The sequence below is a fragment of the Ruegeria sp. CJ6 genome (genome assembly GCF_056536665.1).
In genome coordinates, this window is record NZ_JBQFQB010000001.1 from 946850 (window position 1) to 969967 (window position 23118).

The 23118-nt window shown below is 57.5% G+C and carries 30 protein-coding genes and 1 tRNA gene; 10 read left to right on the plus strand and 21 right to left on the minus strand.

The genetic code is table 11. From position 1 onward, the window contains the following. Positions 1-6 precede the first annotated feature (6 nt). Positions 7-336 (minus strand): sarcosine oxidase subunit delta, encoded by a 330-nt coding sequence (locus ACR0BT_RS04765; protein ID WP_170396347.1) that lies wholly within the window; start codon positions 334-336, stop codon positions 7-9. Positions 337-424: 88 nt separating this feature from the next. After that, positions 425-1669, minus strand: coding sequence for a sarcosine oxidase subunit beta family protein (locus tag ACR0BT_RS04770; protein ID WP_170422297.1), 1245 nt, complete (start codon positions 1667-1669; stop codon positions 425-427). 178 nt (positions 1670-1847) lie between these two features. On the opposite strand from ACR0BT_RS04770, the gene ccmI reads away from it, so the two are divergent. From ccmI to ACR0BT_RS04785, 3 genes are read left to right on the plus strand one after another with little or no spacing between them, the layout of a single operon-like run. Next, positions 1848-3068: a c-type cytochrome biogenesis protein CcmI gene (gene ccmI / locus ACR0BT_RS04775; RefSeq protein ID WP_170403284.1), complete on the plus strand. Its 1221-nt coding sequence runs from the start codon at positions 1848-1850 to the stop codon at positions 3066-3068. After that, positions 3065-3529: a Holliday junction resolvase RuvX gene (gene ruvX / locus ACR0BT_RS04780; protein ID WP_170403288.1), complete on the plus strand. Its 465-nt coding sequence runs from the start codon at positions 3065-3067 to the stop codon at positions 3527-3529. The genes ccmI and ruvX overlap by 4 nt, the downstream gene beginning before the upstream one ends. 17 nt (positions 3530-3546) lie before the next feature. Then, the gene (locus ACR0BT_RS04785; RefSeq protein WP_170396339.1) at positions 3547-3780 is read left to right on the plus strand and encodes a DUF1289 domain-containing protein; all 234 of its coding nucleotides are present in this window, start codon (positions 3547-3549) and stop codon (positions 3778-3780) included. 9 nt (positions 3781-3789) lie between these two features. On the opposite strand, the gene ACR0BT_RS04790 is transcribed toward ACR0BT_RS04785, so the two are convergent. The 7 genes from ACR0BT_RS04790 to ACR0BT_RS04820 form a co-directional block, all read right to left on the minus strand. Further along, positions 3790-3990 (minus strand): hypothetical protein, encoded by a 201-nt coding sequence (locus ACR0BT_RS04790; protein ID WP_170733410.1) that lies wholly within the window; start codon positions 3988-3990, stop codon positions 3790-3792. 280 nt (positions 3991-4270) lie between these two features. Further along, positions 4271-4999 (minus strand): SpoIIAA family protein, encoded by a 729-nt coding sequence (locus tag ACR0BT_RS04795; RefSeq protein WP_170466341.1) that lies wholly within the window; start codon positions 4997-4999, stop codon positions 4271-4273. Between the two features lie 36 nt (positions 5000-5035). Continuing rightward, complete coding sequence (locus tag ACR0BT_RS04800) at positions 5036-5821, minus strand: hypothetical protein (RefSeq protein ID WP_170612435.1); 786 nt, start codon at positions 5819-5821, stop codon at positions 5036-5038. Next, the gene (locus ACR0BT_RS04805; RefSeq protein ID WP_170396331.1) at positions 5815-6639 is read right to left on the minus strand and encodes a sulfite exporter TauE/SafE family protein; all 825 of its coding nucleotides are present in this window, start codon (positions 6637-6639) and stop codon (positions 5815-5817) included. The genes ACR0BT_RS04800 and ACR0BT_RS04805 overlap by 7 nt, the downstream gene beginning before the upstream one ends. 28 nt (positions 6640-6667) lie before the next feature. After that, positions 6668-7687 carry a tRNA dihydrouridine(20/20a) synthase DusA gene (dusA, locus tag ACR0BT_RS04810; protein WP_480762617.1) on the minus strand — a complete coding sequence of 340 codons (1020 nt, stop codon included), beginning with the start codon at positions 7685-7687 and terminating at the stop codon, positions 6668-6670. Positions 7688-7779: 92 nt separating this feature from the next. After that, a tRNA-His gene (locus ACR0BT_RS04815) sits at positions 7780-7856 on the minus strand. Positions 7857-7903: 47 nt separating this feature from the next. Then, positions 7904-8386 carry a GNAT family N-acetyltransferase gene (locus tag ACR0BT_RS04820; protein WP_170512835.1) on the minus strand — a complete coding sequence of 161 codons (483 nt, stop codon included), beginning with the start codon at positions 8384-8386 and terminating at the stop codon, positions 7904-7906. 78 nt (positions 8387-8464) lie between these two features. Here ACR0BT_RS04820 and ACR0BT_RS04825 point away from each other — a divergent pair, with 78 nt between their 5' ends. After that, the gene (locus ACR0BT_RS04825; RefSeq protein ID WP_170396325.1) at positions 8465-8653 is read left to right on the plus strand and encodes a DUF6324 family protein; all 189 of its coding nucleotides are present in this window, start codon (positions 8465-8467) and stop codon (positions 8651-8653) included. On the opposite strand, the gene ACR0BT_RS04830 is transcribed toward ACR0BT_RS04825, so the two are convergent. Continuing rightward, positions 8650-9081 carry an MmcB family DNA repair protein gene (locus ACR0BT_RS04830; RefSeq protein WP_170396323.1) on the minus strand — a complete coding sequence of 144 codons (432 nt, stop codon included), beginning with the start codon at positions 9079-9081 and terminating at the stop codon, positions 8650-8652. The two genes, ACR0BT_RS04825 and ACR0BT_RS04830, sit on opposite strands and share 4 nt — an antisense overlap. A 105-nt stretch (positions 9082-9186) precedes the next feature. On the opposite strand from ACR0BT_RS04830, the gene ACR0BT_RS04835 reads away from it, so the two are divergent. Next, complete coding sequence (locus ACR0BT_RS04835) at positions 9187-9507, plus strand: metalloregulator ArsR/SmtB family transcription factor (RefSeq protein WP_170422312.1); 321 nt, start codon at positions 9187-9189, stop codon at positions 9505-9507. Beyond that, positions 9504-9929, plus strand: a complete 426-nt coding sequence (locus ACR0BT_RS04840; protein WP_170396319.1) for an SRPBCC family protein — start codon at positions 9504-9506, stop codon at positions 9927-9929. Before ACR0BT_RS04835 ends, ACR0BT_RS04840 begins: the two co-directional genes overlap by 4 nt. Positions 9930-10144: 215 nt before the next feature. On the opposite strand, the gene ACR0BT_RS04845 is transcribed toward ACR0BT_RS04840, so the two are convergent. From ACR0BT_RS04845 to ribB, 4 genes are read right to left on the minus strand one after another with little or no spacing between them, the layout of a single operon-like run. Further along, positions 10145-10450: a hypothetical protein gene (locus tag ACR0BT_RS04845; protein WP_170512831.1), complete on the minus strand. Its 306-nt coding sequence runs from the start codon at positions 10448-10450 to the stop codon at positions 10145-10147. A 59-nt stretch (positions 10451-10509) separates the two neighbouring features. Further along, on the minus strand, positions 10510-10992 hold the full coding sequence (nusB, locus tag ACR0BT_RS04850) for a transcription antitermination factor NusB (protein WP_170396315.1): 483 nt from the start codon (positions 10990-10992) through the stop codon (positions 10510-10512). Further along, positions 10989-11540, minus strand: coding sequence for a 6,7-dimethyl-8-ribityllumazine synthase (locus tag ACR0BT_RS04855; protein ID WP_170396313.1), 552 nt, complete (start codon positions 11538-11540; stop codon positions 10989-10991). Before ACR0BT_RS04855 ends, nusB begins: the two co-directional genes overlap by 4 nt. Positions 11541-11542: 2 nt before the next feature. Beyond that, complete coding sequence (gene ribB / locus ACR0BT_RS04860) at positions 11543-12664, minus strand: 3,4-dihydroxy-2-butanone-4-phosphate synthase (protein WP_480762618.1); 1122 nt, start codon at positions 12662-12664, stop codon at positions 11543-11545. 319 nt (positions 12665-12983) lie between these two features. On the opposite strand from ribB, the gene ACR0BT_RS04865 reads away from it, so the two are divergent. Continuing rightward, positions 12984-14039, plus strand: a complete 1056-nt coding sequence (locus ACR0BT_RS04865) for a phosphatase PAP2 family protein (RefSeq protein WP_480762619.1) — start codon at positions 12984-12986, stop codon at positions 14037-14039. A 3-nt stretch (positions 14040-14042) separates the two neighbouring features. Here the strand turns inward: ACR0BT_RS04865 and ACR0BT_RS04870 are convergent, their stop codons facing one another. Continuing rightward, the gene (locus ACR0BT_RS04870) at positions 14043-14630 is read right to left on the minus strand and encodes a riboflavin synthase (RefSeq protein WP_170396310.1); all 588 of its coding nucleotides are present in this window, start codon (positions 14628-14630) and stop codon (positions 14043-14045) included. Between the two features lie 141 nt (positions 14631-14771). Between ACR0BT_RS04870 and ACR0BT_RS04875 the strand changes: the two genes are divergently transcribed. The 3 genes from ACR0BT_RS04875 (at position 14772) to ACR0BT_RS04885 (ending at position 19285) form a co-directional block, all read left to right on the plus strand. Beyond that, complete coding sequence (locus ACR0BT_RS04875) at positions 14772-16070, plus strand: capsule biosynthesis protein (RefSeq protein ID WP_480762620.1); 1299 nt, start codon at positions 14772-14774, stop codon at positions 16068-16070. Positions 16071-16150: 80 nt separating this feature from the next. Then, positions 16151-17284, plus strand: coding sequence for a polysaccharide biosynthesis/export family protein (locus ACR0BT_RS04880; RefSeq protein ID WP_170396306.1), 1134 nt, complete (start codon positions 16151-16153; stop codon positions 17282-17284). Between the two features lie 3 nt (positions 17285-17287). Continuing rightward, positions 17288-19285 (plus strand): capsular polysaccharide biosynthesis protein, encoded by a 1998-nt coding sequence (locus tag ACR0BT_RS04885; RefSeq protein WP_480762621.1) that lies wholly within the window; start codon positions 17288-17290, stop codon positions 19283-19285. 3 nt (positions 19286-19288) lie between these two features. Here the strand turns inward: ACR0BT_RS04885 and ribD are convergent, their stop codons facing one another. The 6 genes from ribD to ACR0BT_RS04915 all read right to left on the minus strand — a co-directional run bounded on the left by ribD (position 19289) and on the right by ACR0BT_RS04915 (position 22841). After that, positions 19289-20389 (minus strand): bifunctional diaminohydroxyphosphoribosylaminopyrimidine deaminase/5-amino-6-(5-phosphoribosylamino)uracil reductase RibD, encoded by a 1101-nt coding sequence (gene ribD / locus ACR0BT_RS04890; RefSeq protein ID WP_480759046.1) that lies wholly within the window; start codon positions 20387-20389, stop codon positions 19289-19291. Beyond that, positions 20386-20856, minus strand: a complete 471-nt coding sequence (gene nrdR, locus ACR0BT_RS04895; RefSeq protein ID WP_039534475.1) for a transcriptional regulator NrdR — start codon at positions 20854-20856, stop codon at positions 20386-20388. The genes ribD and nrdR overlap by 4 nt, the downstream gene beginning before the upstream one ends. Positions 20857-20975: 119 nt before the next feature. Beyond that, on the minus strand, positions 20976-21386 hold the full coding sequence (locus ACR0BT_RS04900) for a secondary thiamine-phosphate synthase enzyme YjbQ (protein ID WP_170403327.1): 411 nt from the start codon (positions 21384-21386) through the stop codon (positions 20976-20978). Between the two features lie 6 nt (positions 21387-21392). Beyond that, positions 21393-21794, minus strand: coding sequence for a hypothetical protein (locus ACR0BT_RS04905; protein ID WP_255612048.1), 402 nt, complete (start codon positions 21792-21794; stop codon positions 21393-21395). Positions 21795-21871: 77 nt separating this feature from the next. Next, positions 21872-22426 carry a DUF4166 domain-containing protein gene (locus tag ACR0BT_RS04910; RefSeq protein WP_480762622.1) on the minus strand — a complete coding sequence of 185 codons (555 nt, stop codon included), beginning with the start codon at positions 22424-22426 and terminating at the stop codon, positions 21872-21874. After that, complete coding sequence (locus ACR0BT_RS04915; protein ID WP_480762623.1) at positions 22416-22841, minus strand: thiol-disulfide oxidoreductase DCC family protein; 426 nt, start codon at positions 22839-22841, stop codon at positions 22416-22418. Before ACR0BT_RS04915 ends, ACR0BT_RS04910 begins: the two co-directional genes overlap by 11 nt. Positions 22842-23118 lie beyond the last annotated feature (277 nt).

Genomic DNA, 23118 nt, shown 5'->3' on the forward strand with positions numbered 1-23118 from the left:
TACGGATCATTTGTACTCTCTCCACGTCCAGCCGGGACGCTTGGCGGTGATGGCATCCTTGATCTCTTGCGGCGGCTCGGTTGTCTGCGCCGGATAGGTGCCAAAGACCTCAAGCGTGTTCGTACAGCGCGCGGCGTGGAACCACTTGCCGCACCCATTGGCATGGCGCCAGCGTTCGAAATGAACGCCTTTGGGGTTTTCGCGCATGAACAGGTAGTCGTGGAACTCATCATCTGACGAGCCTGGGCCATAACGCTTCAAATGCGCCTCGCCACCTGCAGCCAGTTCAGTTTCTTCGGCTTCGACGCCGCAATAGGGGCATTTCAAGATCAGCATGTGATCATCCTCTTGGCAGCAAGCGAGACGTATCTGCCTGCAAATTCTGCGTGACGGGCGTGCGAGATTTTTCGACGAAAAATCTTCATCAGTGCGCCACCCCGGCCGCGACGCTTTCGTCGATGAAGCGGCCCTCTTTGAAACGATCCAGTGAAAAGGCTTCGGTCAGCGGTGAATGCCCCGTGGCCATCAGCTGTGCCATGCCCCAGCCCGATCCCGGAATGGCCTTGAAGCCGCCGGTGCCCCAGCCTGCGTTGATAAAGCAGCCATTAAGCGGTGTTTTCGACAGGATGGGTGAACGGTCGCCGGTCATATCCACAATACCGCCCCACTGGCGCAGCATTTTCAGGCGCGAGATCATCGGGAAAGTTTCGACCAATGCGCGTACCGTTTCCTCGATATGATGGAAGCTGCCGCGCTGGGTATAGTTGTTGAATCCGTCCGTGCCACCACCAATCACCATCTCGCCCTTGTCGGACTGAGACATGTAGCCGTGTACGGTGTTCGCCATCACAACGACATCCATGCAGGGTTTGATCGGCTCGGATACCAGCGCCTGCAGCGCGACGGCTTCCAGTGGCAGTCGGAAACCCGCCATCTCAGCCAACTGGCCGGAATGCCCCGCAACCACGATCCCCAGCTTGTCACAATCGATGGCCCCTTTTGTGGTATCGACCCCGACAACACGACCGTTTTCGGACCGGACGCCGGTGACTTCGCATTTCTGGATGATGTCCATACCCATGGCCGAACATGCGCGGGCATAGCCCCATGCCACCGCATCATGGCGCGCGGTCCCACCACGTTCCTGCCAAAGCCCGCCCAGAACCGGATAGCGCGGACCTTCCAGATTAATGATCGGCACCAGTTCTTTCACACGCTCGGGCCCAATCCATTCGGTCTGAACACCCTGCAGCGCATTCGCATGCGCAGTACGCTGATAGCCGCGAATCTCGTGCTGGGTCTGCGCCAGCATGATTACGCCACGCGGGCTGAACATGATGTTATAGTTCAGCTCCTGGCTCAGATCTTCGTAGAGACCGCGCGCCTTTTCGTAAATCGCCGCTGACGGATCCTGCAGATAGTTCGATCGGATGATGGTCGTGTTCCGACCGGTGTTGCCACCGCCCAACCAGCCTTTTTCTATTACGGCGACGTTCTGGATGCCGTAGTTCTTGCCAAGATAGTAGGCTGTTGCCAAACCGTGACCGCCGGCCCCGACGATAATGACGTCATAGCGCTTCTTAGGCTCCGGCGAACGCCATGCGCGCTCCCATCCGGTGTGATAGCGCAGCGCTTCGCGCGCTACAGCAAAGGCTGAGTAGTGTTTCATGTGCGAATCCGTCCGGTCTTCGATGATTGGGCGCAGGTATGCCGTGCCCATACATTTTAACCCTGCCGCGCAACGCCGCAATAATGCACTATTGCGACATGAGCGCCCTTCGCGGCTATTTGTCCCTTTTTTCCATGCGCCGACAGGTCTAAGTCAGGGCAACCATTTTGGAGGGACCATGCCGTTCTGGGTTCTCATCTTCTTGATCGCGCTGCTGATCGCGATTTTCCTGAGTTACACGATGCTGCGCGGTCGTCGCGGCACCGGCCCGACAGCTGCTTATGATCTGCGAGTCTATCGTGAACAGCTAGCAGGCGTTGACAAAGACTTGGCGCGCGGCGTGATCGCGAAAGCTGATGCCGAGCGTGTACGCACGGAAATCTCGCGCCGTATCCTGGCCGCAGACGCGCAGATGCGCAATGAAGACAAAGGCACCGGGCCATCACGCTTGGTTACCATAATTGCGTTCCTCGCCATGGCCGCCGTTCTGGTTGGTGGCGGGTTGGCGATGTATCGCCAGTTGGGTGCTGCCGGTTTCCCTGACATGCCCCTTTCAGTTCGTCTGGAAATGGCAGAAGACCTGCGCGAAAATCGACCCAGCCAGGCTGAGGCCGAGGGCATTGCCACACCGCTCCAGACGCCTCCGCTGGACGAAAGCTATGCAACTTTGCTGAACCGGCTGCGCGAAACTGTGGCCGAACGCCCCGATGATCTGCAAGGCCATACCCTGCTGGCACAACATGAAACCAATGCGGGGAACTTCAAAGCAGGGTATGAGGCACAAACCCGTGTGATCGAACTGTCGGGTGACAATGCCTCGGCTCAGGCCTATTCGGATCAGGCAGAGATGATGATTTTGGCCGCTGGCGGCTACGTCTCACCGGAAGCGGAAGCCGCCTTGCGACAGGCGCTTGAGCGCAATCAGCGCTTGGGTCCTGCCCGGTATTATTGGGGGCAGATGCTGGCACAGACCGGGCGGCCTGATATGGCTTATCGCGTTTGGGTCGAAACCCTGAATGACGCCCCGGCCGGCGCGCCATGGGCGAATGCCATCCGGTCACAGATCGATGAATTGGCATTCCGCGCAGGCGTGTTCAACACACCCGACTTTTCTGCTGCATCCGGCCCCAGCCAAGACGATGTAAATGCCGCTGCCGAGATGTCGCCAGAAGAACGACAAGAAATGATCCGCGGTATGGTCGATGGCCTTTCGGACCGCCTTGCGACCGAGGGCGGGACACCCGAGGAGTGGGCACGCCTGATTGCCGCCTTGGGCGTGCTGGGCGAAGGCCAACGCGCCATCAAAATCAGGAACGAAGCCAAGGAAGTATTTGCGGGTAACGCTGAAGCGTTGGAGATGATCGACGCTGCCGCGCTGCAGGCCGGAATCGCTCAATGATCCACGACGCGTTCGAAGACTTCGCAGCATCCCTGCCCCCAATGTCAGCCCTGATGGGGCTGGATCTGGGAGAAAAGACCATCGGCGTTTCCGTCTCGGACCGGATGCGCGGCGTGGCCACCCCGCTTGAGACGGTACGACGCAAGAAATTCACACTGGATTCCGCGCGTTTGATCGAGATTGTGACCGAGCGTGAGATCGGCGGTATTATCCTCGGACTGCCGCGCAACATGGATGGCAGCGAAGGGCCGCGCTGCCAGTCAACCCGCGCCTTCGCACGAAACATGACCCGTTTGACCGATCTGCCCATCGGTTTCTGGGACGAACGACTAAGCACCGTTGCGGCAGAAAAAGCACTGCTTGAGGCGGATACGACACGAAAACGTCGCGGACAGGTTATTGATCACGTCGCAGCAGGTTATATTCTGCAAGGCGCGCTGGACAGACTGCGCTTTCTTTGACGGATCGGAAAACGCCCATGACGAATATGGTTTGGAAACGGGACGAGGTCGAAAGCCCTTGCATCCAAATCTGCGTCGTTCATCCGACCGAACGTATCTGCACCGGCTGCTACCGCACCATTGACGAGATCACGCGCTGGTCAAAGATGGACAGCACCGAACGGGCCGAAATCATGCAGGATCTGCCGGAACGCAAACCCCGTCTGGCAAAGCGCCGTGGTGGCCGTGCCGCCCGGCTGCAAGGGTCCTGATCCGCAAGCCTAGTATTTTGGTGTCCGCGTAGGCTTAAGATCACTCAGAGATTCGTGATCCCGCAACTCAGAACCGAACAGTTCAACCAGCTCGTTCTGGGTTGTCGTCTTTGCAGGTCGCGGGCGCAACTCAGCTTCCAACTCGTGGCTTTCAGCCTGTTCGGGGGTGTCCTTCGAAAGAATGCGCTTTAGTACTGAGCGAAAAACCATTGCTCTTCCAATATGTAATAAACGACGCGCCACTGCGGGACCGTTCCGAACACCGAGGGGGAAGAGTCCGGAAGCTGTGTTTGAGTGAGTGGTGGCCCACAGCGACGCGAAACAGCTTGTTGCCTCTCCCTCTAAATCCGGGACAGGTAAGGACTTTTTAAGTTATTTGACCAACCAGTCAATAATAGCGCTAACTTAAAGTTGCATTCCGTAACGTCAACGCAAAAAAGAACAATACCTATGATTACAAGGCATTGTTTCTGAAACATTTTTAGAGCATTTAGCCAGTCGCAAGCCAGGTTATTGCATTCTCGTATTCCTCCGCCGGGAAATACTGGGTCCGCGTTCCCAGAACATGACTGGCCATGCGTTGCGCCATTTTTTGCCATGTCTTGTCACCGACAATCGCTGCACGATCCAGCATCCCAATATGACCAGCCGCCAGTCTGAAATGGGCTGCCATTGCAGTCAGACCCTGCCAACCATCGAACTCGCGCAGATCGATCAACAGGCGAAACCCGTCACGTTCGCGCAACAGCGCATCAAGATCGGTTTGAGCCTGACCGTATTCCTGTGAATCCAGTTTGCCCATCAGGCGGATCTGCACGCAAGGTCCGCCCAGATCCGTCACGTGGATCGCCCCGAGAGATTCGCGCATCCAGCGACGCGCTTCCTCCACCTCATCCATTCCAAAAACGTGCACCGGGCAAGGCAGGATCGGGGCAGCCAGGCGGACGCTTGTTTGCACCCATCCCTGGTCCGCCACAACGCCAATCCGGTCGAATCCGCGCCAATGGCTGAGCCCCAACTTGGTATCGGACCATGCGGCACCCAGATCATATCCCTTGAACTCGGACCCAACGATCGCCAGCAGACGTATGGCGTCGTGCTCTTCCAATGCGGCCTCAATAGCGGGAACGAGCGTGCTCGCGTAATCTGCGCTAGTGACCTCGCCCGAAAGCTCGACCTCAATAAGGGCACCATCTGCATTCGTGTGAACCGTAATCATCGAACCAACTCTCCAAAGCCAAACAATGGCAGGAGGTTACGGGGATTCGAGCCATTGCGCTACACCACCAGGCAACTGAGGGCGGAAATAGGCGATCATCCGTCCATCCGGTCCAGCGCTGGCATTCGGACCCCATGGTGCAACACCATGCAGACAGTGGCGGTGCAACAGATAGGCTTCGCCCGGGCGCGCCGGTAGCTCGAGGCGCGGACAGGTCTCGAACACTTCGCGACGCGCAGCCTGATAGACATCTGTGATATCGGCCTCGCTCAATTCATGCCGCGGCACCTTCTTCATCGCGGCCCGAAAAGCATCGCCGAGGATTTTGTGGCTTCCCTCCCACAGCACCATTGGTGCTGCGTCCACACTGGCCTCGGTAAGTGGGATACCCAATATCCAGGCATGAGGTTCATCCACCCGCCGTCGTCGATCAGGGCCAGCTGGCTTGAGCCCGTCCACATGCGCCGCATCTCGCCGCGCACGATACCGCGCCGCAGCCTCGCTTTCGCCACGCCGGGGTTGAGGGTAGCCCGGATATATTACCGACACCTGCCCTTTGTGCAGATCAATCGATCCAAACTGCTGGTGTGCCAGTTCGATGGCCGCGCCCGCCAGTGCAGGCGAACCCGCGACCCTGCCCTGCGCATCATTGTCCAGTGCATCAACGCCAATGAACCACGTGCCATCGCAATCGTGCCAAGCTGCATGAGCCGGATCGCTGACGGACGCACGCGCAGTGGGAAGAGCGTGCGCCACCCAATCCGCCAACGCTCCATCATAAGGAAACTTTACCCAACCTAGCTCGTAAAACGACGCTACCACCCCAACGCCTTTCTCAGCATATTCAGAGCAACCAGGGTAAGGAATACCGCGAAGACCCGCCTGAGCGGCTTCGGATCCATCGCATGCGCCAGCTTAACGCCCCACGGGGCGGTGATCATAGTCATCGCAACGACGATACCGAAAGCCACCAGATTGACCGCGCCAATGGTCAGCGGCGGGCGATGCTCCGGAGCGATGTTGAGAAACAAAAAACCAAGCACCGACGGTACAGCGATGATCACGCCAAAGCCCGCTGCGGTCGCAACCGCCCGGTGGATCGGAGTGTTATAAAGGCTCATCAATGGAACGCCGAAACTGCCCCCACCAATTCCCATCAGTACCGACAGAAACCCGACCGAAGGCGAAAGCACAGCGCGGCGCAATCCCTTGGGCATTGCATCCCCCAACCTCCACTCGGATTTTCCCAAACCAAGATAGACGCCGATGACCATGCCAAGCATGCCGAACAGCGCCTGCAAAAACTCTGTCCTCAGAGCTGAAGCCACCAGAACACCGATCACCGCACCCACCGCTATGCCTGGCCCCCAGCCGCGCAGGATGCCCCAATCCACCGCGCCTTTCTTGTTATGGCTAAGAACCGATCGGATCGACGTTACAATGATCGTCGCCAGCGAAGTTGCGAGGCATAGCTGCATCAGCTGAGGCCCGCCATATCCAAGTGTCTGAAACGCATAGAAAAACGCGGGCACCAGAACGATTCCACCGCCAACGCCCAAAAGTCCAGCCAATACCCCGGCCAAAGCGCCGATCACAAGCAAAAGGCCCAGCATCTGGGCCAGCAACATCGTCTCGGGCATCATTCCCCCATAGCGGCTCGAAGCCGTCTTAGCCTACCTGTTCCACCTGCGATAGCGCAGCAACAGAGTCCAGAGCCTGCAGGATCACTTCTGGGCCGGCATTCTCGCGCACAGCACCTTCGGAGAGCATCCGCCGCCATCCCCGCGCACCGGGACGCCCCGCGAACAGGCCCAGCATGTGCCGCGTGATCTGGTGCAATCGACCACCGTCGACAAGATGCGCCTCGACATAGGGCAGCATATTTTGCACCACTTCAATGGGATCCGCGACGCTGCCCGTTCCAAAGATCAACGGGTCCGCAGCCGCCAGAATATCTGTCGGTTGGTGATAGGCGGCACGACCGATCATGACACCATCAAGCCCAGCCTCCAGATGCTGTTGCGCCTGAGTAAGCGACGTAATGCCACCATTGATCGAGATGTGCATGTCCGAAAAATCAGCCTTCATCCGATGCACCAGATCATAATCCAGTGGCGGGATATCTCTGTTTTCCTTGGGACTTAACCCCTGCAACCAAGCTTTGCGCGCATGGATCGTGACACGTTGGCATCCGGCCTTGCGAATTTGATCGAGGAATGCAGGTAGCACTTCTGAAGGTTCCTGTTCGTCAACACCGATACGGCATTTCACCGTGACTTCGACCTTCACTGCCTCGCGCATCGCCGCAACGCATTCCGCGACCTTTTCGGGTGCGCGCATCAATATCGCACCAAATGTCCCTGATTGCACCCGGTCAGACGGACACCCACAGTTCAAGTTGATCTCGTCATATCCGGCTTCAGCGCCCAGCATGGCCGCCTGCGCCAATTCCTGCGGGTCAGAACCCCCTAGCTGCAACGCAACCGGGTGCTCCTGAGGATTAAAGTCCAGCAGATGCAGCGCGCCGCCGCGCACCAAAGCAGGCGCTGTGACCATTTCAGTATAAAGCAAGGTCTCAGAACTCAGCAAACGATGCAGAAACCGGCAATTCTTGTCGGTCCAATCCATCATCGGTGCAACAGACAGTCTCGCACTTCTACGGATGTCTACAGGTTTCTTATCCGGCATATCTTGCTCATGTCATCGGAACGCAGCTTTCGCCAAGTACCGGGTATACAGAAAGACCTGCAACCGGCAAACCGTTCTTGGGTTTTGGGAGATGGTACCGCCTCCCTGGCTTGAACAGGGGACCTCTGGATCCACAATCCAGCGCTCTAACCAACTGAGCTAAGGCGGCACTTGTGAGGGGCGATTTAGCGAAGGCGTACGGGGATTGCAAGGGGATTAAAGCTGAATTCGCCAGCTTTGTTCGACCAGATCGACACCGAAGGAATGCACCGGCTTGCTGTCGACAAGCTCCCACCCAAACGCACGATACAGCCCGCAAGCGGCGGCGTGACTCTCATGGGTCCACAGCACCATCTGGCGATATCCTGCGTCGCGGGCGAAACCCATGCAGGCAGTCAGTAGCCGCTTGCCCAGCCCCTGTCCACGAGCCTCGGGCAGCAGCAGAAACAACCGCAGCTTGGCGGTTTGATCATCCAGCCTGACACAGAAAATACTACCCAAACGATCCCCGTCGCACTCGGCGATCCAGCCTTGTTCGCAAGTTGGATCATGATCCGCGATGAATTCCGTCAGAATGCGGGCAACCAGCGGGCCGAAACTGTCATCAAACCCCTCGTCGCGGGAATAGAGCAGGTCATGCTGTTCTACCAGCCACGGCGCATCCTCGGCGCGGAAAGGTCTGAGCGTTGCCGTCTCCATGCCCTATCTGACCCCATAGTCGGCTTGATTCTCAACCCATCGCGCGTTAGCACCAAAGCGCATTTCCCGGAGGCGAACATGAGCATCAATACCGAACGCGATATCGAAGCGAACCTGCAGATCGGCCCCACCGATCATGGTATGGTGCGGCTGTTCATTGAAGGTGCCGGAATTGAGATTCCAATGGATTTCGACCCCGAAGAGGCCGAAGAAATCGCCGAGGAAATCCGCGCCGCAGCCCAAGCCGCGCGCGCCATCAAAAGCTAAACCCTGGGGTCACGCAAGGCCTGCAACCGACGTGCAGAATCCATCGCGAATTTCTGAACCATCTTTTTGCGCCGCGCCGGGGCCAGCTTGCTTTCTGGCCCCATACGGATGATTTCGGCATCATAGGCATCAGCGATGATCAAGCCTGTTTCCGCAGGCAGAAGCTCGGTCGGGAAATCCGTATCAACCGCCCAAAAGAATCGGTCACACCAGTCAAGATAGCCCTGCCATTTGGAATCCGACTGATAATCGGCGCGGCTGGATTTACACTCGACCACCCATATCTCACCCTTAGGGCCCAGCCCCATCACATCGACACGCAACCCTCGGGTGGGGACAAATTCTTCAATCGAAACATAGCCGTGGGTCAACAAGTGACGCGAAACACCACGGGCCAGCTTTTGTCCGGGCTGCATAATTAGTGTCATTCCGAGAATGTGAACAATTCATGAACAAAAATCAAGCAGCTTGACATGGTACCATTTGGTATCGCAATAATATGAAACCAAATGGTATCCAATAAGAGGTGCCCGATGAAGACACAGACCCAAAACGCATTTCGCGCTCTGGCGGACCCGACCCGCCGCGACATCGTTCAGATGCTGGCAGCGCAGGATATGACGATCGCTCAACTAACCGAGCGTTTCGACATGACTCGCGCGGCCGTCAAAAAGCATCTGACCGTTTTGTCCGACGGAGGATTGATCACCGTCGAAGCTCGTGGACGCGAACGCATCAATCGCCTTGAACCCAAAGGAATGGCTCCGGTTCTGGACTGGCTCAGCTACTTCGACCGGTTCTGGGATGATCGCCTCGCAAATCTGAAGAAAGCTATCGAAGGGAATAAGAAATGACAGACGCAGTTTTGCAGAAAACAATCTTTCTCCGCGCTACGCCAGAAATCGTTTGGGACTATTTGACTGATCCCGACCGGCTGGCCGAGTGGTTTCACAAACCCGAACGTCCCCTTGCTGCTGGACAAAAGCTTGAGATGTTCGGGACGACCAGCGGCGACCTTCTGATTTGGGGTGAAGTGCGTGAAGCGAGACGTCCAGAGTATCTTGAATATACATTCACCATTAAACCGATGGGCGGCGCCGAAAGTGTGGTCAAGTGGACGCTGGAACCCGTCGCCGGCGGCACACGCCTTGGACTGCTGCACGAGGGCTTACCTCAAGGGGCTGACGCCTTTGGCCTGATCCTTTCGCTGGATGACGGATGGGATGAACATTTCGGCAAGATGCGCACCGCATTGCACGAAACTGTTGATGCTTAACCCCTTGTGCGAACCTGCTTCAGGCCCTACTTAGGCCCGTGGCGGGTTCTGCCCTTCTTGTGACAGGTAGCATTCTGGTGGCCTTAAGCAATTCCGAGGGGGCTGGCTCTGTTCAGGTCCTGGCCTGATTACCTGGCGCCCACCTGTACATACAGGTCCTCGGGAATCAAACCGCACGGTTGACTGGTGGTCCCGCCACATATTTACCTAATAAATCAGCGCCCTGCGCGCACTTCCTGTTTGATCGGCGCAGGCCTCAAACCATGAGCAATCGGTGTTCCACCACGTGGTTTGTTCGGCTTCTCAGCCATGCTCATGATCGCATAGGCGAACTGCACACCCGCAAAGACGATCCCGTTCATGAACCAGATCATGGCCAACGCGATCAGACCAATTTCCGAACTGGTGATCAGATGCCGTAGATTGGCCACGTTGAGCGCCAGCAGCACCCCGACAAAGACGGCCGAGATCACAAAGCCCCAGATGACTTGCGTAATGTAGAGACGGACCAGTTTGGGCATGGCGAACCTCCTTGCGCTGTGATGGTGAGTCTAGCGCATGCAGGGTCGCGGTAAAGGCGTCAGAACGCCTCGGGCTGGGCCTCGCGCGCCATGTGATCCAGCACAGCGTTCACGAATTTGGGCTCTTTGCCTTCGGGGAAGAACGCACGTGCGACATCGACGAATTCGGTGATCACGACCTTTGGCGGCGTGTCGCTCTGGGTCAACTCAGCCCCGGCCGCGCGAAACACAGCGCGTAGGGTCGGATCGATGCGCGCAATGGGCCATTTGGCGACCAATGCACGATCGGTCATCTGGTCGATGGTGGCCTGATAGTTCACGGCGTCATCCACCAACTTACGGAAGACACTAATATCGCCATCCAGCATCTCATCCCCCTCGTAGACCGCGCCAAACCGATGATCCAGAAACTCATTCACAACCTGTTCAGTCGTCTGGCCCGACTGCTCCATCTGGAACAGCGCCTGCACGGCATAAAGCCGGGCGGCGGATTTCATCAGGCGTTTCTGGTTGGCCGGTTTCGGCGCGTCTGTCTGGGTCATGCTGTCGTGGGTCCGTTGCTGTCGCCCGCCACAAGGATGGACTCGGACGGTGGCTTGAAGCCCACGCCCTTTTTGGAAGAGCCCCACTTACGGCTGAGCGCGATCAGATGCAAGGCCGCAGCCGCCGCTCCACCGCCTTTATTCATCTTTTCGGGGTTTGCACGTACCTCGGCCTGTTCGTCGTTTTCGACAGTCAGGATGCCATTGCCGATCAGCAGGCCCTGCAGGCCCATCAACTGGATTGCACGGCTAGAGTCGTTGCAGACGGTTTCATAATGCGTCGTCTCGCCCCGAATGACACAGCCCAACGCGACATAGCCGTCGTAGTTGCACTGACGGTCGGCCATGGCGATTGTGGTCGGGATTTCCAGCGCACCGGGCACTTCGACCACGTCGCAGGTTCCGCCTGCGGCCTCGATCTCAGCCTTGGCACCAGCGACCATGTTGTCGGCGATGGCACGGTAGAACGGAGCCACCACCAGCAGCAGTTTCACCGGCTTGTCGAAGCTGGGAGTCGGCAGAATGCCATGTTTGTCTTTTTCAGCCATTATCAGTCTTCCTTGAGGATCGAGCGGGTGCCGACGATTGACAGTCCAAACGCGTCGAGCCCCAGATACACGGTTTCAGGCGAGTCTGTCAGCAACACCAGTTCCTGAATACCCATCTTGGACAGGATCTGCGCACCCAGACCGGTTTGCTTGATCGTGCGCGGGCCTTCGTCGTCTGCGGCATACAGCGAATTTCGCGGCTGACGGAAAAGGCAAACGACGCCGCGCCCCTCTTCGGCGATCTTTTCCATCGCGCGGGGCAGCTCTCGTGAAGATTTCGGGCCAAGACCCAGAATATCGGGCGCTTCATGCAGGGCGTGGGTCCGGGTCAGGACCGGCTCGGGCGTTGTGATGTCGCCCTTGATCATGACAACGTGTTCGATACCGTGGGTCTGGTCGGTGAAAATCCGCATCTCCCATTCGCCACCGTATTCGGAATTCACTGTCTCGCGCGAAGTTTCAACCACCAGATTGTCGTTACGCGAGCGATAGGCGATCAGATTACTGATCGTGCCGATCTTCATGTCATGCTCTTTGGCGAAGGCGACCAGATCAGGCAGGCGCGCCATTGTGCCATCGGGCTTCATGATCTCGCAGATCACGCCCGAGGGGTTCAGCCCGGCCAGACGCGAGATATCAACGGCGGCCTCGGTGTGCCCCGCCCGCACCAGTACCCCGCCCCTTTTTGCGCGCAGCGGGAAGATATGGCCAGGTGTCGCGATATGCGCCATTGTGTTCTGCTCATTGATTGCCGTCGCCACAGTCAGCGCGCGATCAGCGGCCGATATTCCCGTCGAAACTCCCTCGCGGGCTTCTATCGACACGGTGAAGGCTGTCTCATGACGCGACGAGTTGTTCACCGCCATCATCGGCAGGCCCAGACTGTCGATCCGTTCCGCTGTCATCGGCAGGCAGATCAACCCGCGCCCATGGGTCGCCATGAAATTGATCGCCTCTGCGTCAGCGAACTCGGCCGCGATCACCAAATCACCCTCATTCTCGCGGTCCTCATGATCCACAAGAATGTACATCCGGCCTTTACGGGCCTCTTCGATGATCTCTTCAATCGGACTGATCGCCTCGCGCAATTGGGCCTCTACCGGTCCGGGGGTTTCAAAACTCATAGGGCAGCCTTTCGCACAACGGGTTTGAATGGCGGGATAGACCAGAGTGGACGCAAAGACCAGCCTGTAAGCACTGCGAGATAGATTGATATGCCCAGCGCTATAGGGCCAGCGATGAAATCTGGTGCCAACTCAGTTTACCAATCCTATGCGCCAGTTTTGACTTAGGCCTTTTCTGAGCATTGTTGCCAATAGTTGAACCTTTAGGCCGGTTGCGTGAACTTTGTCCACAAATTGCCCCAATTGGGCCCTTGGATCGCCTGATATCCTGGGCACCAGTCATTGTATAATGTCCTAGCTAGACGAGAATTTGAGCCCAGTGTCTAAGACCGCTGATCTGCCCGCTGCAAATTTCGTGCGTGTAAGCGCCCTTCGGCGAAACAGGCTGCTGCTATCACTCATTGCACTGCAGATGGTCTATGCCATTGCCGTTAGCATCTATGTAGGACGGTCATATTGGGATTTTTCGACCTCTTCCCTGATTGTCATCTCAGTTCGTCTGCTTGGTTTCATGTTCGCAAATTTCGTACTTTGGCGACTTGGCGTTGCCATGTTCGTCGTGCGACCCAAAAAGCCAATTCAATGGATGTTGCAAGATCTGCGATCCAAGATGGCAGATGTTGAAAAAGCGACCGATGCGGTTATCTGCTTTCTCAGCATCGTCGCACTTATCCTGACCTATACCTTCCTGAAGAACGAAATACATGCTGTGAACCCGACGCTCTGGGATGAGCAATTTGTGCAATGGGACCGGTTTCTGCACGGCGGCGTCGATCCGTGGACCTTGCTATGGCCCATTTTGGGATCCCCGATCGTAACCACAGCGGTGAATGGCGCCTATCACATCTGGTTTCCCATGATTTACATCGCGGTTTGCGTCGCCTGTCTGGACCGCAGTGACCCGAACCGCAGCACCGTTTTTCTGGTAGCGTTTGCACTGTGCTGGTTTGTAGGCGGCAATGTGATTGCAACCATCTTTGCCTCGGTTGGTCCCGTTTACTACGAACCCTTCAATCTTGGCTCTGACTTCGTTCCGCAGATGGAGCTGTTACGCAAATCACACGAAATCAGCCCGGTCTGGGCGCTGAATGTGCATGAAATGCTGTTGGATGGTTATCGGAATAATGGGCTAGCAGGCGGAATCTCGGCGATGCCCAGCATGCATGTTGCCTCTACCGTGCTTCTGGCGTTCTACGGCTTCACCTATTCGCGCTGGCTCGGCTGGGCGCTGTCGGTGTTTGCCTTCATCATCTTATTAGGCTCGGTTCACCTCGCCTGGCACTACGCCATCGACGGGTATGTCTCAATCCTGCTGGCTTCATGCTTCTGGTGGCTGTCCAAGAGGCTGACGGCCAAATTTGGACCTTCCACCTGAAGGTCAGGACATCTCGGCCAGTCGCGCGACGTATCGGGCCAGAGTATCGATCTCAAGGTTCACGCGATCACCAACCGAGACGTCACCCCATGTGGTGACCTCTTTGGTGTGGGGAATGAAGTTGATACCAAAGTCACACCCGTCCACATCATTAACCGTCAGCGATGTGCCGTTCAGCGCGACGGACCCTTTCGGAGCGATAAACCGGGCCAGATTGGCCGGCGCCCGCAATGTCACCCGCGTGCTGTCACCCTCGTCTATCACAGAGACCACCTCTGCCACGCCATCCACGTGGCCCGAGACGATGTGCCCTCCCAATTCATCCCCGACTTTCAAGGCACGTTCTAGATTGACGCGCTTGCCCACCTGCCAACTGTCCAGATTGGTTTTCGAAACCGTCTCAGCGCTGATCTGCACATCATACCAATCATCGCCCAACGCGATGACGGTTAGGCAGACGCCATCACTTGCGATGGAAGCGCCAATATCAATGCCCGCCGTTTCATAGCTTGTCTTGATCCGTGCCCGCAGGTCTCCCTGCTGGTCCAGTTCGGTAACGGTGCCAATATCGGTGACGATCCCTGTGAACATATCATTAACCCTCTGAACCTAGCTTCAACAGCCGAGGTAAAGGCACACAGCCCCACCGGCAAGCCCTGCCTTGCCGTGAAAACGACAAAGAGGCATAATTTTATACAAACGCACCACAAGGCCACTAGACGAGCAGATAGCATGGCACCCTTGACCGCTTGCCCCGACCGGCGTGTGTTCCTGTTTCTACAGGGACCGCATGGCCCGTTCTTTAACGCGCTTGGTCGGATGCTGCGTGCTGCGGGTGCCCAGGTCTGGCGGGTTGGCTTCAACGCGGGTGATCAGGCCTTCTGGGGCGAAAAATCCAGCTATATTCCGTATCGCGGTGCGCCCGACGACTGGCCAGAAACCTTCAGCGATTTGCTCGCCCACCATGGTGTGACCGATATCGTGCTCTATGGCGACACCCGGCCCGTGCATGCACGCGCAGTTGAGATTGCCAAAGCACGCGGGACCACTGTTCATGTGTTTGAAGAAGGCTACCTGCGCCCTTGGTGGGTGACCTATGAACGAAACGGGTCGAACGGAAACTCACGCCTGATGGAACTGGATGTGGCGCAGATGCAGACGGCGCTGGAACAGTCCGAAGGGCATGCGCCCCCACCGCCTTCCCATTGGGGGGATATGCGCCAGCACATCTTTTACGGTGCGCTCTATCACTGGTTTGTGCTGTTTCTGAACCGCAGATATCAGAAATTCCGACCACATCGAGAGCTGCCGGTTTCGAAAGAGTTTCGTTTGTACTTCAAACGTCTGAGTCTGATGCCCATTCACAGGCTACAGCGGGGTTGGGCCACAGCACAGGTCAGGTGGAGCGGTTTTCCATACCATCTTGTGTTGCTTCAATTGGGGCATGACAGCTCGGTCCAATACCACTCGGATTTTTCCTGTATGTCCGATTTTCTCGAACAAGTGATCGCCGGATTCGCCAAAGGCGCCCCTGCGCATCACCACCTTGTCATCAAGGAACACCCGCTTGAGAACCACCGTGAACCGCTGCGGCTGCGGGCGCGCCAGCTTGCAGCACAGCACGGCATCACAAACCGAATTCACTATGTGCCCGGTGGTAAGCTGGCCAGGTTGCTAGACGATGCAAAATCCGCCGTGACGGTGAATTCCACGGCAGGCCAGCAGGTTCTATGGCGTGGCATACCTTTGCGAATTTTTGGGCAGTCGGTTTATGACAAGCCCGAATTCGTATCTCGGCAATCGATTGAGGCATTCTTTGCCCAGCCAGATGCCCCGGGCGGCAAGGCCTATCGGGCCTATCGCCAATTTCTTCTGGAAACCTGCCAAGTCCCCGGGGGGTTCTATTCTCGCCAAGGGCGTCGTCAATTGCTGCGGCGGGCGGCTGACATGATGCTATCGGCTCAGGACCCCTATCAAGGGTTGCTCTCCGATAAAGAGGCCACAACGCCACAGTTGCGCGTTGTTGAATGATCGCGGGCAACCTGCTGCTGGATGTTTCGAAGCGATGCGGGTAACCTTCACAAAACAAAGACGATTGAGGTAAATCGGCAGTGCAGCGCTTTCCTACCCGATGGATCCGGGGGGTTTCCCTTGTGGCGACCCTTGGCCTGCTGGCAGCATGCCAGCTTCCCAAATCCGGGCCGAACAAAAACGAAATTCTAGCCGGGTCGGTCGAAAACGGGGGTAACGCCTTTGTGGTTGAGGTCGACGACCGTGTTGCGCGGGCCACATCGGTGATTCCGCAATACGGGTTTTCGAAATCCTTCCGCAGCGCGCAAAGCGTCGCATCCGATACCGTACGCCCCGGCGATATTCTGAGTCTCAGCATCTGGGAAAATGTCGAGGATGGGTTGCTAAGTTCCGCAGCCGGTGGCGCAACCGTTCTGGATCAGGTGCAGGTCGACAGCGAAGGTTACATATTTGTTCCTTATGCAGGGCGGCTGCGTGCAGCGGGCAATACGCCCGAACAGCTCCGCACGTTAATTTCCTCGAAGCTGGAGGAACAGACTCCGGATCCGCAGGTCCAAGTGTCGCGTACCCCGGGCGATGGGTCGACCGTTTCTCTGACCGGAACTATCGGCGCGCCGGGAATCTATCCGATTGAGCGACCAACTGGCTCGTTGTCGACCATGCTCGCGCAAGCAGGCGGGGTGGCAGTTGCATCCGATATCGCATTGGTCACTGTGATCAGGGGCAAGCAAAGAGGAACCATCTGGTACGACGATCTGTTCCGCAACCCGGAAACCGATATCGCCCTGCGCGGCGGCGATCGCATTCTGGTCGAACAGGACAGCCGCTCATACATCGCGCTGGGCTCGACCGGTGGACAGTCCCGCGTGGCCTTTGAAAGTCAGGACTTATCTGCCCTTGAGGCGCTGGCTCAGGTCGGAGGCCTACAGCCGCTATCTTCAGACCCGACCGGTATTTTTGTTCTGCGTGAGGAACGGCAGGATGTGGCGCGCAATGTCATGGGACGTCCCGAGCTACAGGGTGATCAGCGCATGATCTATTTGCTGAACCTGACCGCGCCCAATGGCCTGTTCATCGCCCGCGATTTCGTGATCCGAGACGATGACACGATATACGTCACCGAGGCCCCATATGCACAGTGGAGCAAATCTGTCTCGCTGATTGCTGGAGGTCTGACGCCATTTGCGAATGTGGCGACGCTTACGGGTAACTGATGAATGCTCTCTGAACCGGAGAACACGGCCGGGGGCGAACGCTCCCGGCTTTTTGTTTACAACGGTGGGTTCCTGACACAGTCGCGGCTGCGTCGTATAGTGTCTCTGGCCGGGTATGACATCCGGCTTGGACTGCCACAGCCAGACGATCTGGTCGGGGTTTGGGGCAACAGCCCGACAGCCCATCGGGGCATGGGTATCGCGCAGAAACGCGATGTGCCCGTCCTGAGGGTCGAAGACGCGTTCCTCAGGTCTCTACACCCTGGACGAAGCGGTGAGGCACCCATGGGTCTGTTGTTGGATCGATCGGGTCTGCATTTTGATCCGAGTGTGCCTTCGGATCTGGAAACTCTGTTAGCCACGCATCCGCTGGATAACACCGCCCTGCTGGATCGCGCGCGAGGCGCAATCGCGCGCATCCGAGAGCTGCATCTGAGCAAATACTCGGCCTTTGACCTTGATCTGACGCCTCCCGATCCTGGCTACGTTCTAGTGATCGACCAGTCGCAGGGAGATGCTGCCGTCACCGCAAGCAACGGCGACTATGCACGGTTCCGCGAGATGCTGGTAATCGCGCAAGAGGAAAACCCCGGCGCGCGCATCCTCATCAAAAGCCACCCCGAAACCACGGCAGGCCACCGCAAGGGATACTTTTCCGATCAGGATCTGAGTGACAGAATATCGATCCTCGACAGCCCGATAAGTCCATGGTCGCTGCTTGAAGGGGCCATCGGGGTTTACACGCTGTCCTCGCAGATGGGATTTGAGGCGATATTGGCCGGGCACAAACCTCGCGTGTTCGGGCAACCATTCTACGCTGGGTGGGGGCTGACGCAAGATGATGCACCCCTGCTCCGTCGCCAACGGAACCTTACGCGGGCGCAGCTTTTTGCAGCTGCGATGATCTTGTATCCGCGTTGGTACGATCCCTACCATGATCGCCTGTGCGAATTGGAATGCGTGCTCGATACGCTTGAGGCGCAAACCCGGGCCTGGCGGCAGGACCACAAAGGCTGGACCGCCTCCGGGATGCGGGTATGGAAACGCCGCCACCTGCAACGCATTTTCGGCCAGCACCATAAGGTGCGTTTCGTGGCCGAGCAGCCAGAGAACACCAAACAACCCCATATGGTCTGGGTCAGCCGAGCCGGTGAGACGCTGAATGCAACCCGGATTGAGGATGGCTTTTTACGATCCCGCGGGTTGGGCGCGGAGCTGGTTCCACCGCTGTCGCTGGTGACCGATGATATCGGCATCTACTACGATCCAACGCATCCCAGCCGCCTGGAAGAATGGATCACCACGCGCGAAACCTTGCGCCCTGATCAGAGGCTCCGCGCCGAGCGGCTGACAGCCCGGCTGCTGACCGAGGGCCTAAGCAAGTACAACATCGGCCACCCCGCCCCGGACCTACCGAAGGGGCGTCGCGTTCTAGTGCCAGGTCAGGTTGAAGATGACGCCTCGATCCGGCTGGGAACAAGCAATATCCGCACCAATCTCGATCTGCTACGCGCGGCGCGCGAGGCCAATCCCGACGCTGTGTTGATCTATAAACCGCACCCGGATGTCGAAGCTGGTCTGCGCGACGGCAAGATCGAAACCGATCTGGCCGATGTCATCGTAGAAGGCACCGATCCTGCCACCCTGCTTGGACAGGTGGATGAGGTCTGGACTATGACCTCTCTGCTGGGGTTCGAGGCTTTGCTGCGTGGCGTCCGGGTCACCACTCTCGGTGCGCCTTTCTATGCCGGTTGGGGGCTGACGAGTGATCTGGGGGCAGTGCCTGCGCGACGTGGCGCGCGGCCTTCGCTGATGGGATTGGTGCACGCAACGCTGATTGACTACCCCCGCTATCTCGATCCGGTGACGGGACAGACCTGCCCCGTCGAAATCGCGGTCGAACGGCTTGCGCAGGGTACGCCATCCCTTACCGGACCCGTAAATCGCATCTTGTCCAAATTTCAGGGCGCACTGGCGACGCATGCGCATTGGTGGCGCTGAAGGCTAGTGCGTCACGCGCGCCCAGCGATGTAGGATATCGCCGCCTACGACCCGTGTTTCGATCAGATCAAATCGGGGGGCAGTATCCAGAGTATCAAGCCTCAGTGCCCCGATCGCGGACAGACCTTCGGCCCCGATGGTCAGCCCCGCTGTAAAACCGACCAACTCATCGACCAGATCGCCCTTTAGCAAAGATGCAGCCAATGCTGATCCGCCTTCGCAAAAGACACGCGTCAATCCGGCCTGCCCAAGCTGCTGCAACAGATCAGCCGCATCCACGTGATGACCATCCAGCGCACAAGGGATCAGACGGGCATCCAACCCCTCCCATGCGCGCGCACGCTCGGGGTCTGGGTGGGGGCCGTGACAGAGCCAGACAGGGATATCGGACGCGGTTCGCGCAAGTTGCCCCATCAAGGGCAGATCTAGATGGCGCGAGACCACCACGCGCACCGGCTGATGCTGCACGCCCAGATCACGAACTGTCAGCGACGGGTCATCGGCGCGCGCTGTCCCTGCCCCAACCATCACCGCATCGTGGCGCGCACGCATCGCATGCACTGCGCGGCGAGCATTTGGACCTGTGATCCACTGACTGTGCCCGGTTTCCGTAGCAATCCGTCCATCAAAGCTGCTGGCCAGTTTCAAAGTCACAAACGGGCGGCCCTGCTCGGTTTTCAGGAAAAACCCTGCGTGGTCGCGTGCCGCCTGTTCCGCCAGAATACCGGTGGTGACCTCAATCCCGGCCTCGCGCAACATGGCAAACCCTTGCCCAGCGACCCGAGGATCGCTGTCTTCGATCGCCGAAACCACACGGGCAACACCGGCCTCAATCAATGCCTCGGCACAGGGCGGCGTCTTTCCGTAGTGTGAACAGGGTTCAAGCGAAACATAAGCGGTGGCACCTCGCGCGGCCTCACCCGCCTGCGTCAGAGCCATAGGTTCTGCATGCGGACGACCCCCGGGCTGCGTCCAGCCGCGACCAACGATGCGTCCATCGCGCACGACGACACACCCGACGGACGGGTTCGGCCAGCAGGTGCCTTGGCCGCGCCGCCCCAATGATAGGGCCAGCGCCATATATCGCTTATCTGTATCGCTCACTCATCCGTCGAAGGTTGCGGCGGGCGCAACTCGTGGACAAACTCCTCGAAATCATCGGCCGCCTGGAAATTCTTGTACACACTCGCAAAGCGAACATATGCGACCGTATCAATCCGGGCCAGCGCTTCCATTACAATTTCACCGATTTTATTCGAAGGGATATCGGTTTCCCCCATGCTTTCAAGACGGCGCACGATACCGGAGATCATCTGATCAATCCGATCGGGATCAATGGGCCGCTTCTGCATCGAAATACGGATCGAGCGTTCCAGCTTGTCGCGGTCGAAGTCTTCGCGCTTACCGTTGGTTTTGATGACGACCAGATCACGCAGTTGCACGCGTTCATAGGTGGTGAACCGTCCGCCGCAGGCCGGGCAGAACCGTCGTCTACGGATCGCGACGTGATCCTCTGCCGGGCGTGAATCTTTGACCTGAGTATCGATATTTCCGCAAAACGGGCAGCGCATCCGCCGTCTCCTCGTCCCTAGCTGGCCACTTTTTGTAAGCGCTGCGGCTTACTTATCCACAACTATAGGACAGCCTCTAGAGTTTGGGTAGTCGGAATTTTCCACCCCAATATAAAGCGTCACCCAAAATGCGCAGCGACCTTTCTTTCATGCGGCGCGTTGCGGTGTTCAAACAGATATATCCCCTGCCATGTGCCCAGCGCAGGTACCCCATCTGACACCGGTATCGACAGCGAAACAGGCATCATCGCGGCCTTGATATGGGCTGGCATGTCGTCCGGCCCCTCATAGGTGTGGCGCAGATAAGCCATCGACGGATGATCCGATTGCGGCACCAGCCGATCAAAGAATGCGCGCAGATCAGTCTGCACCTCGGGGTCGGCGTTTTCCTGAATAAGCAGCGAACAAGAAGTGTGGCGCACAAAGAGCGTCAGCAAACCGTCCGAAACCGGCCTCAGCCAACTGCGCACAGGGGCGGTAATCTCATAGAGCCCCACGCCCTGTGTCTGGATCGAGAATTCTGTCTGCATCGCAGGTCAATTGATAAACGGACGGACGCCGCACCGTGCATTTGCGCCCTGTACCGACATGCTGTCACCCGGCTGGAACCCGGCTGTGACCGAAAAGCTGCCTTTCTGCGGGACATTGGCGGGTTGTTTCAGTGTGAACTGTACCGCCGTCCGGCGTCCCGTTGTCACGCTGGGGCCATAGCCGCGCAGAACGTAGATTTGTTGCTGCCACCCAGCACCCAATTTCCGGCGGGCAAAATCAGCAGCGGCGCACCAATATCCATCAGTATCCTGACGTGTCCTTGGAATGACCTCGAAGTCTGTGCCGCTCATCGGTTCTGTTCGATAACCGTTCGGCGCTGCATCGACAACGCCCGCAGAGCTGGTCATAAGCAGTGCTGCAAATGCGCAAAGTATTGTCTGTTTCATCGTGACCATCTTCCTGTTTCCATGTGAAATATAGACTAGTGCGTCGCCATCGTCAGCAAAGCGAACTAACGATCATGTCAGCTTGACCCACGTGGTTCGTGAACAGGCTCTAACCATCCCTGATAGCGGATCAGGTGTCCCAATCCCGGTGCTGTCGCCGAAATGTCAAAGCGAAACCTCAATTGTGCGTCCTCAGCCTCGGTCGATCCGGAACGTGGCAAAAGAAACCCCGGACACGGAATGCCAAATAAAGCGAGGCGGCGGATCTCAATGGTCAGCCCCTTATCAGTTCGCACCGGCTGCAACCATATTGTCAGCCCGCCGATCTGTTCCCGCACCATGCCACACAGCGGATCAAAAGTGATCCGTGAACGCGTTTTGTGGCCTGTGAAATCCCGTTCCCATTGCCAATATGCGCCGGGCTTTCGGATCGTAAGGGTGACCGGCAAATCTTCGCCCGCAGGTGGAAATCGCCCGATGCGAAGTGCCAGAGCGACCAAAACGCCTCGGCCACGCTGAATGCTGCATCGACCAGAGTAGCGACCTTCCCCGCTGTGCAAATCCCTGACCAATCCAGGCACAGCTTCATCTATACCCAGCGCCTGCAGGAATGGATCACGATCAGAATCCATCTTGGGCAAACCGCGATCGGAGAGAAGGATCAGGAACTAGGCACTCATCCCGCCGCCCAAATAGCGCATATCTGTTACGGGCAATCATCCGGTACAGCGGGTTCTTCAGAAACCTCGGCAGGTATCGACACAAGGACAATACCCGCCACGGACCATTTAGTGCACGCACCGCAGCGGCAAATGCGTCGAGATTTTGGTGCACCTTTCCTTTGACGATCACCAAATTGGTTTCAAATTCGTCTGTCGGCAGGTTCAGGAGAGTATAAAGCTGCTGCCCAAGCGGTGACTGCGCGGTTGCAAATAGAAATTTCTGATCTCGATCATGGCGCAACATGAAGTGAAAAAACCCTGAACACAGCACGCATTCACCGTCGAAGACGATCAAATCTGTATCGATGGAAAGATCATCAGCCACGAGAGATCAAGAAATAACAAAAGGTTCCCCGTGATGCTGTCACGTCGAATGCGCCGCAGCAATGCGACATGACTGGCCAGAAGAATGAGAGGGGCGTGCCGGGGAACCCGTTGAAACGGCTTGGTGGACCGCTCGCTCAGGCTCTGACCTTTTCCCCAAAAGGCGCTGACCCGACAACACCGGTCATGTAGCTATTGGCCAAGGCTACGGACATGGCCATTTCTGCCATATCTTTGCGAGTTGCGGTCAATTCCTGGGTATCAGCACCGAGGCTGGC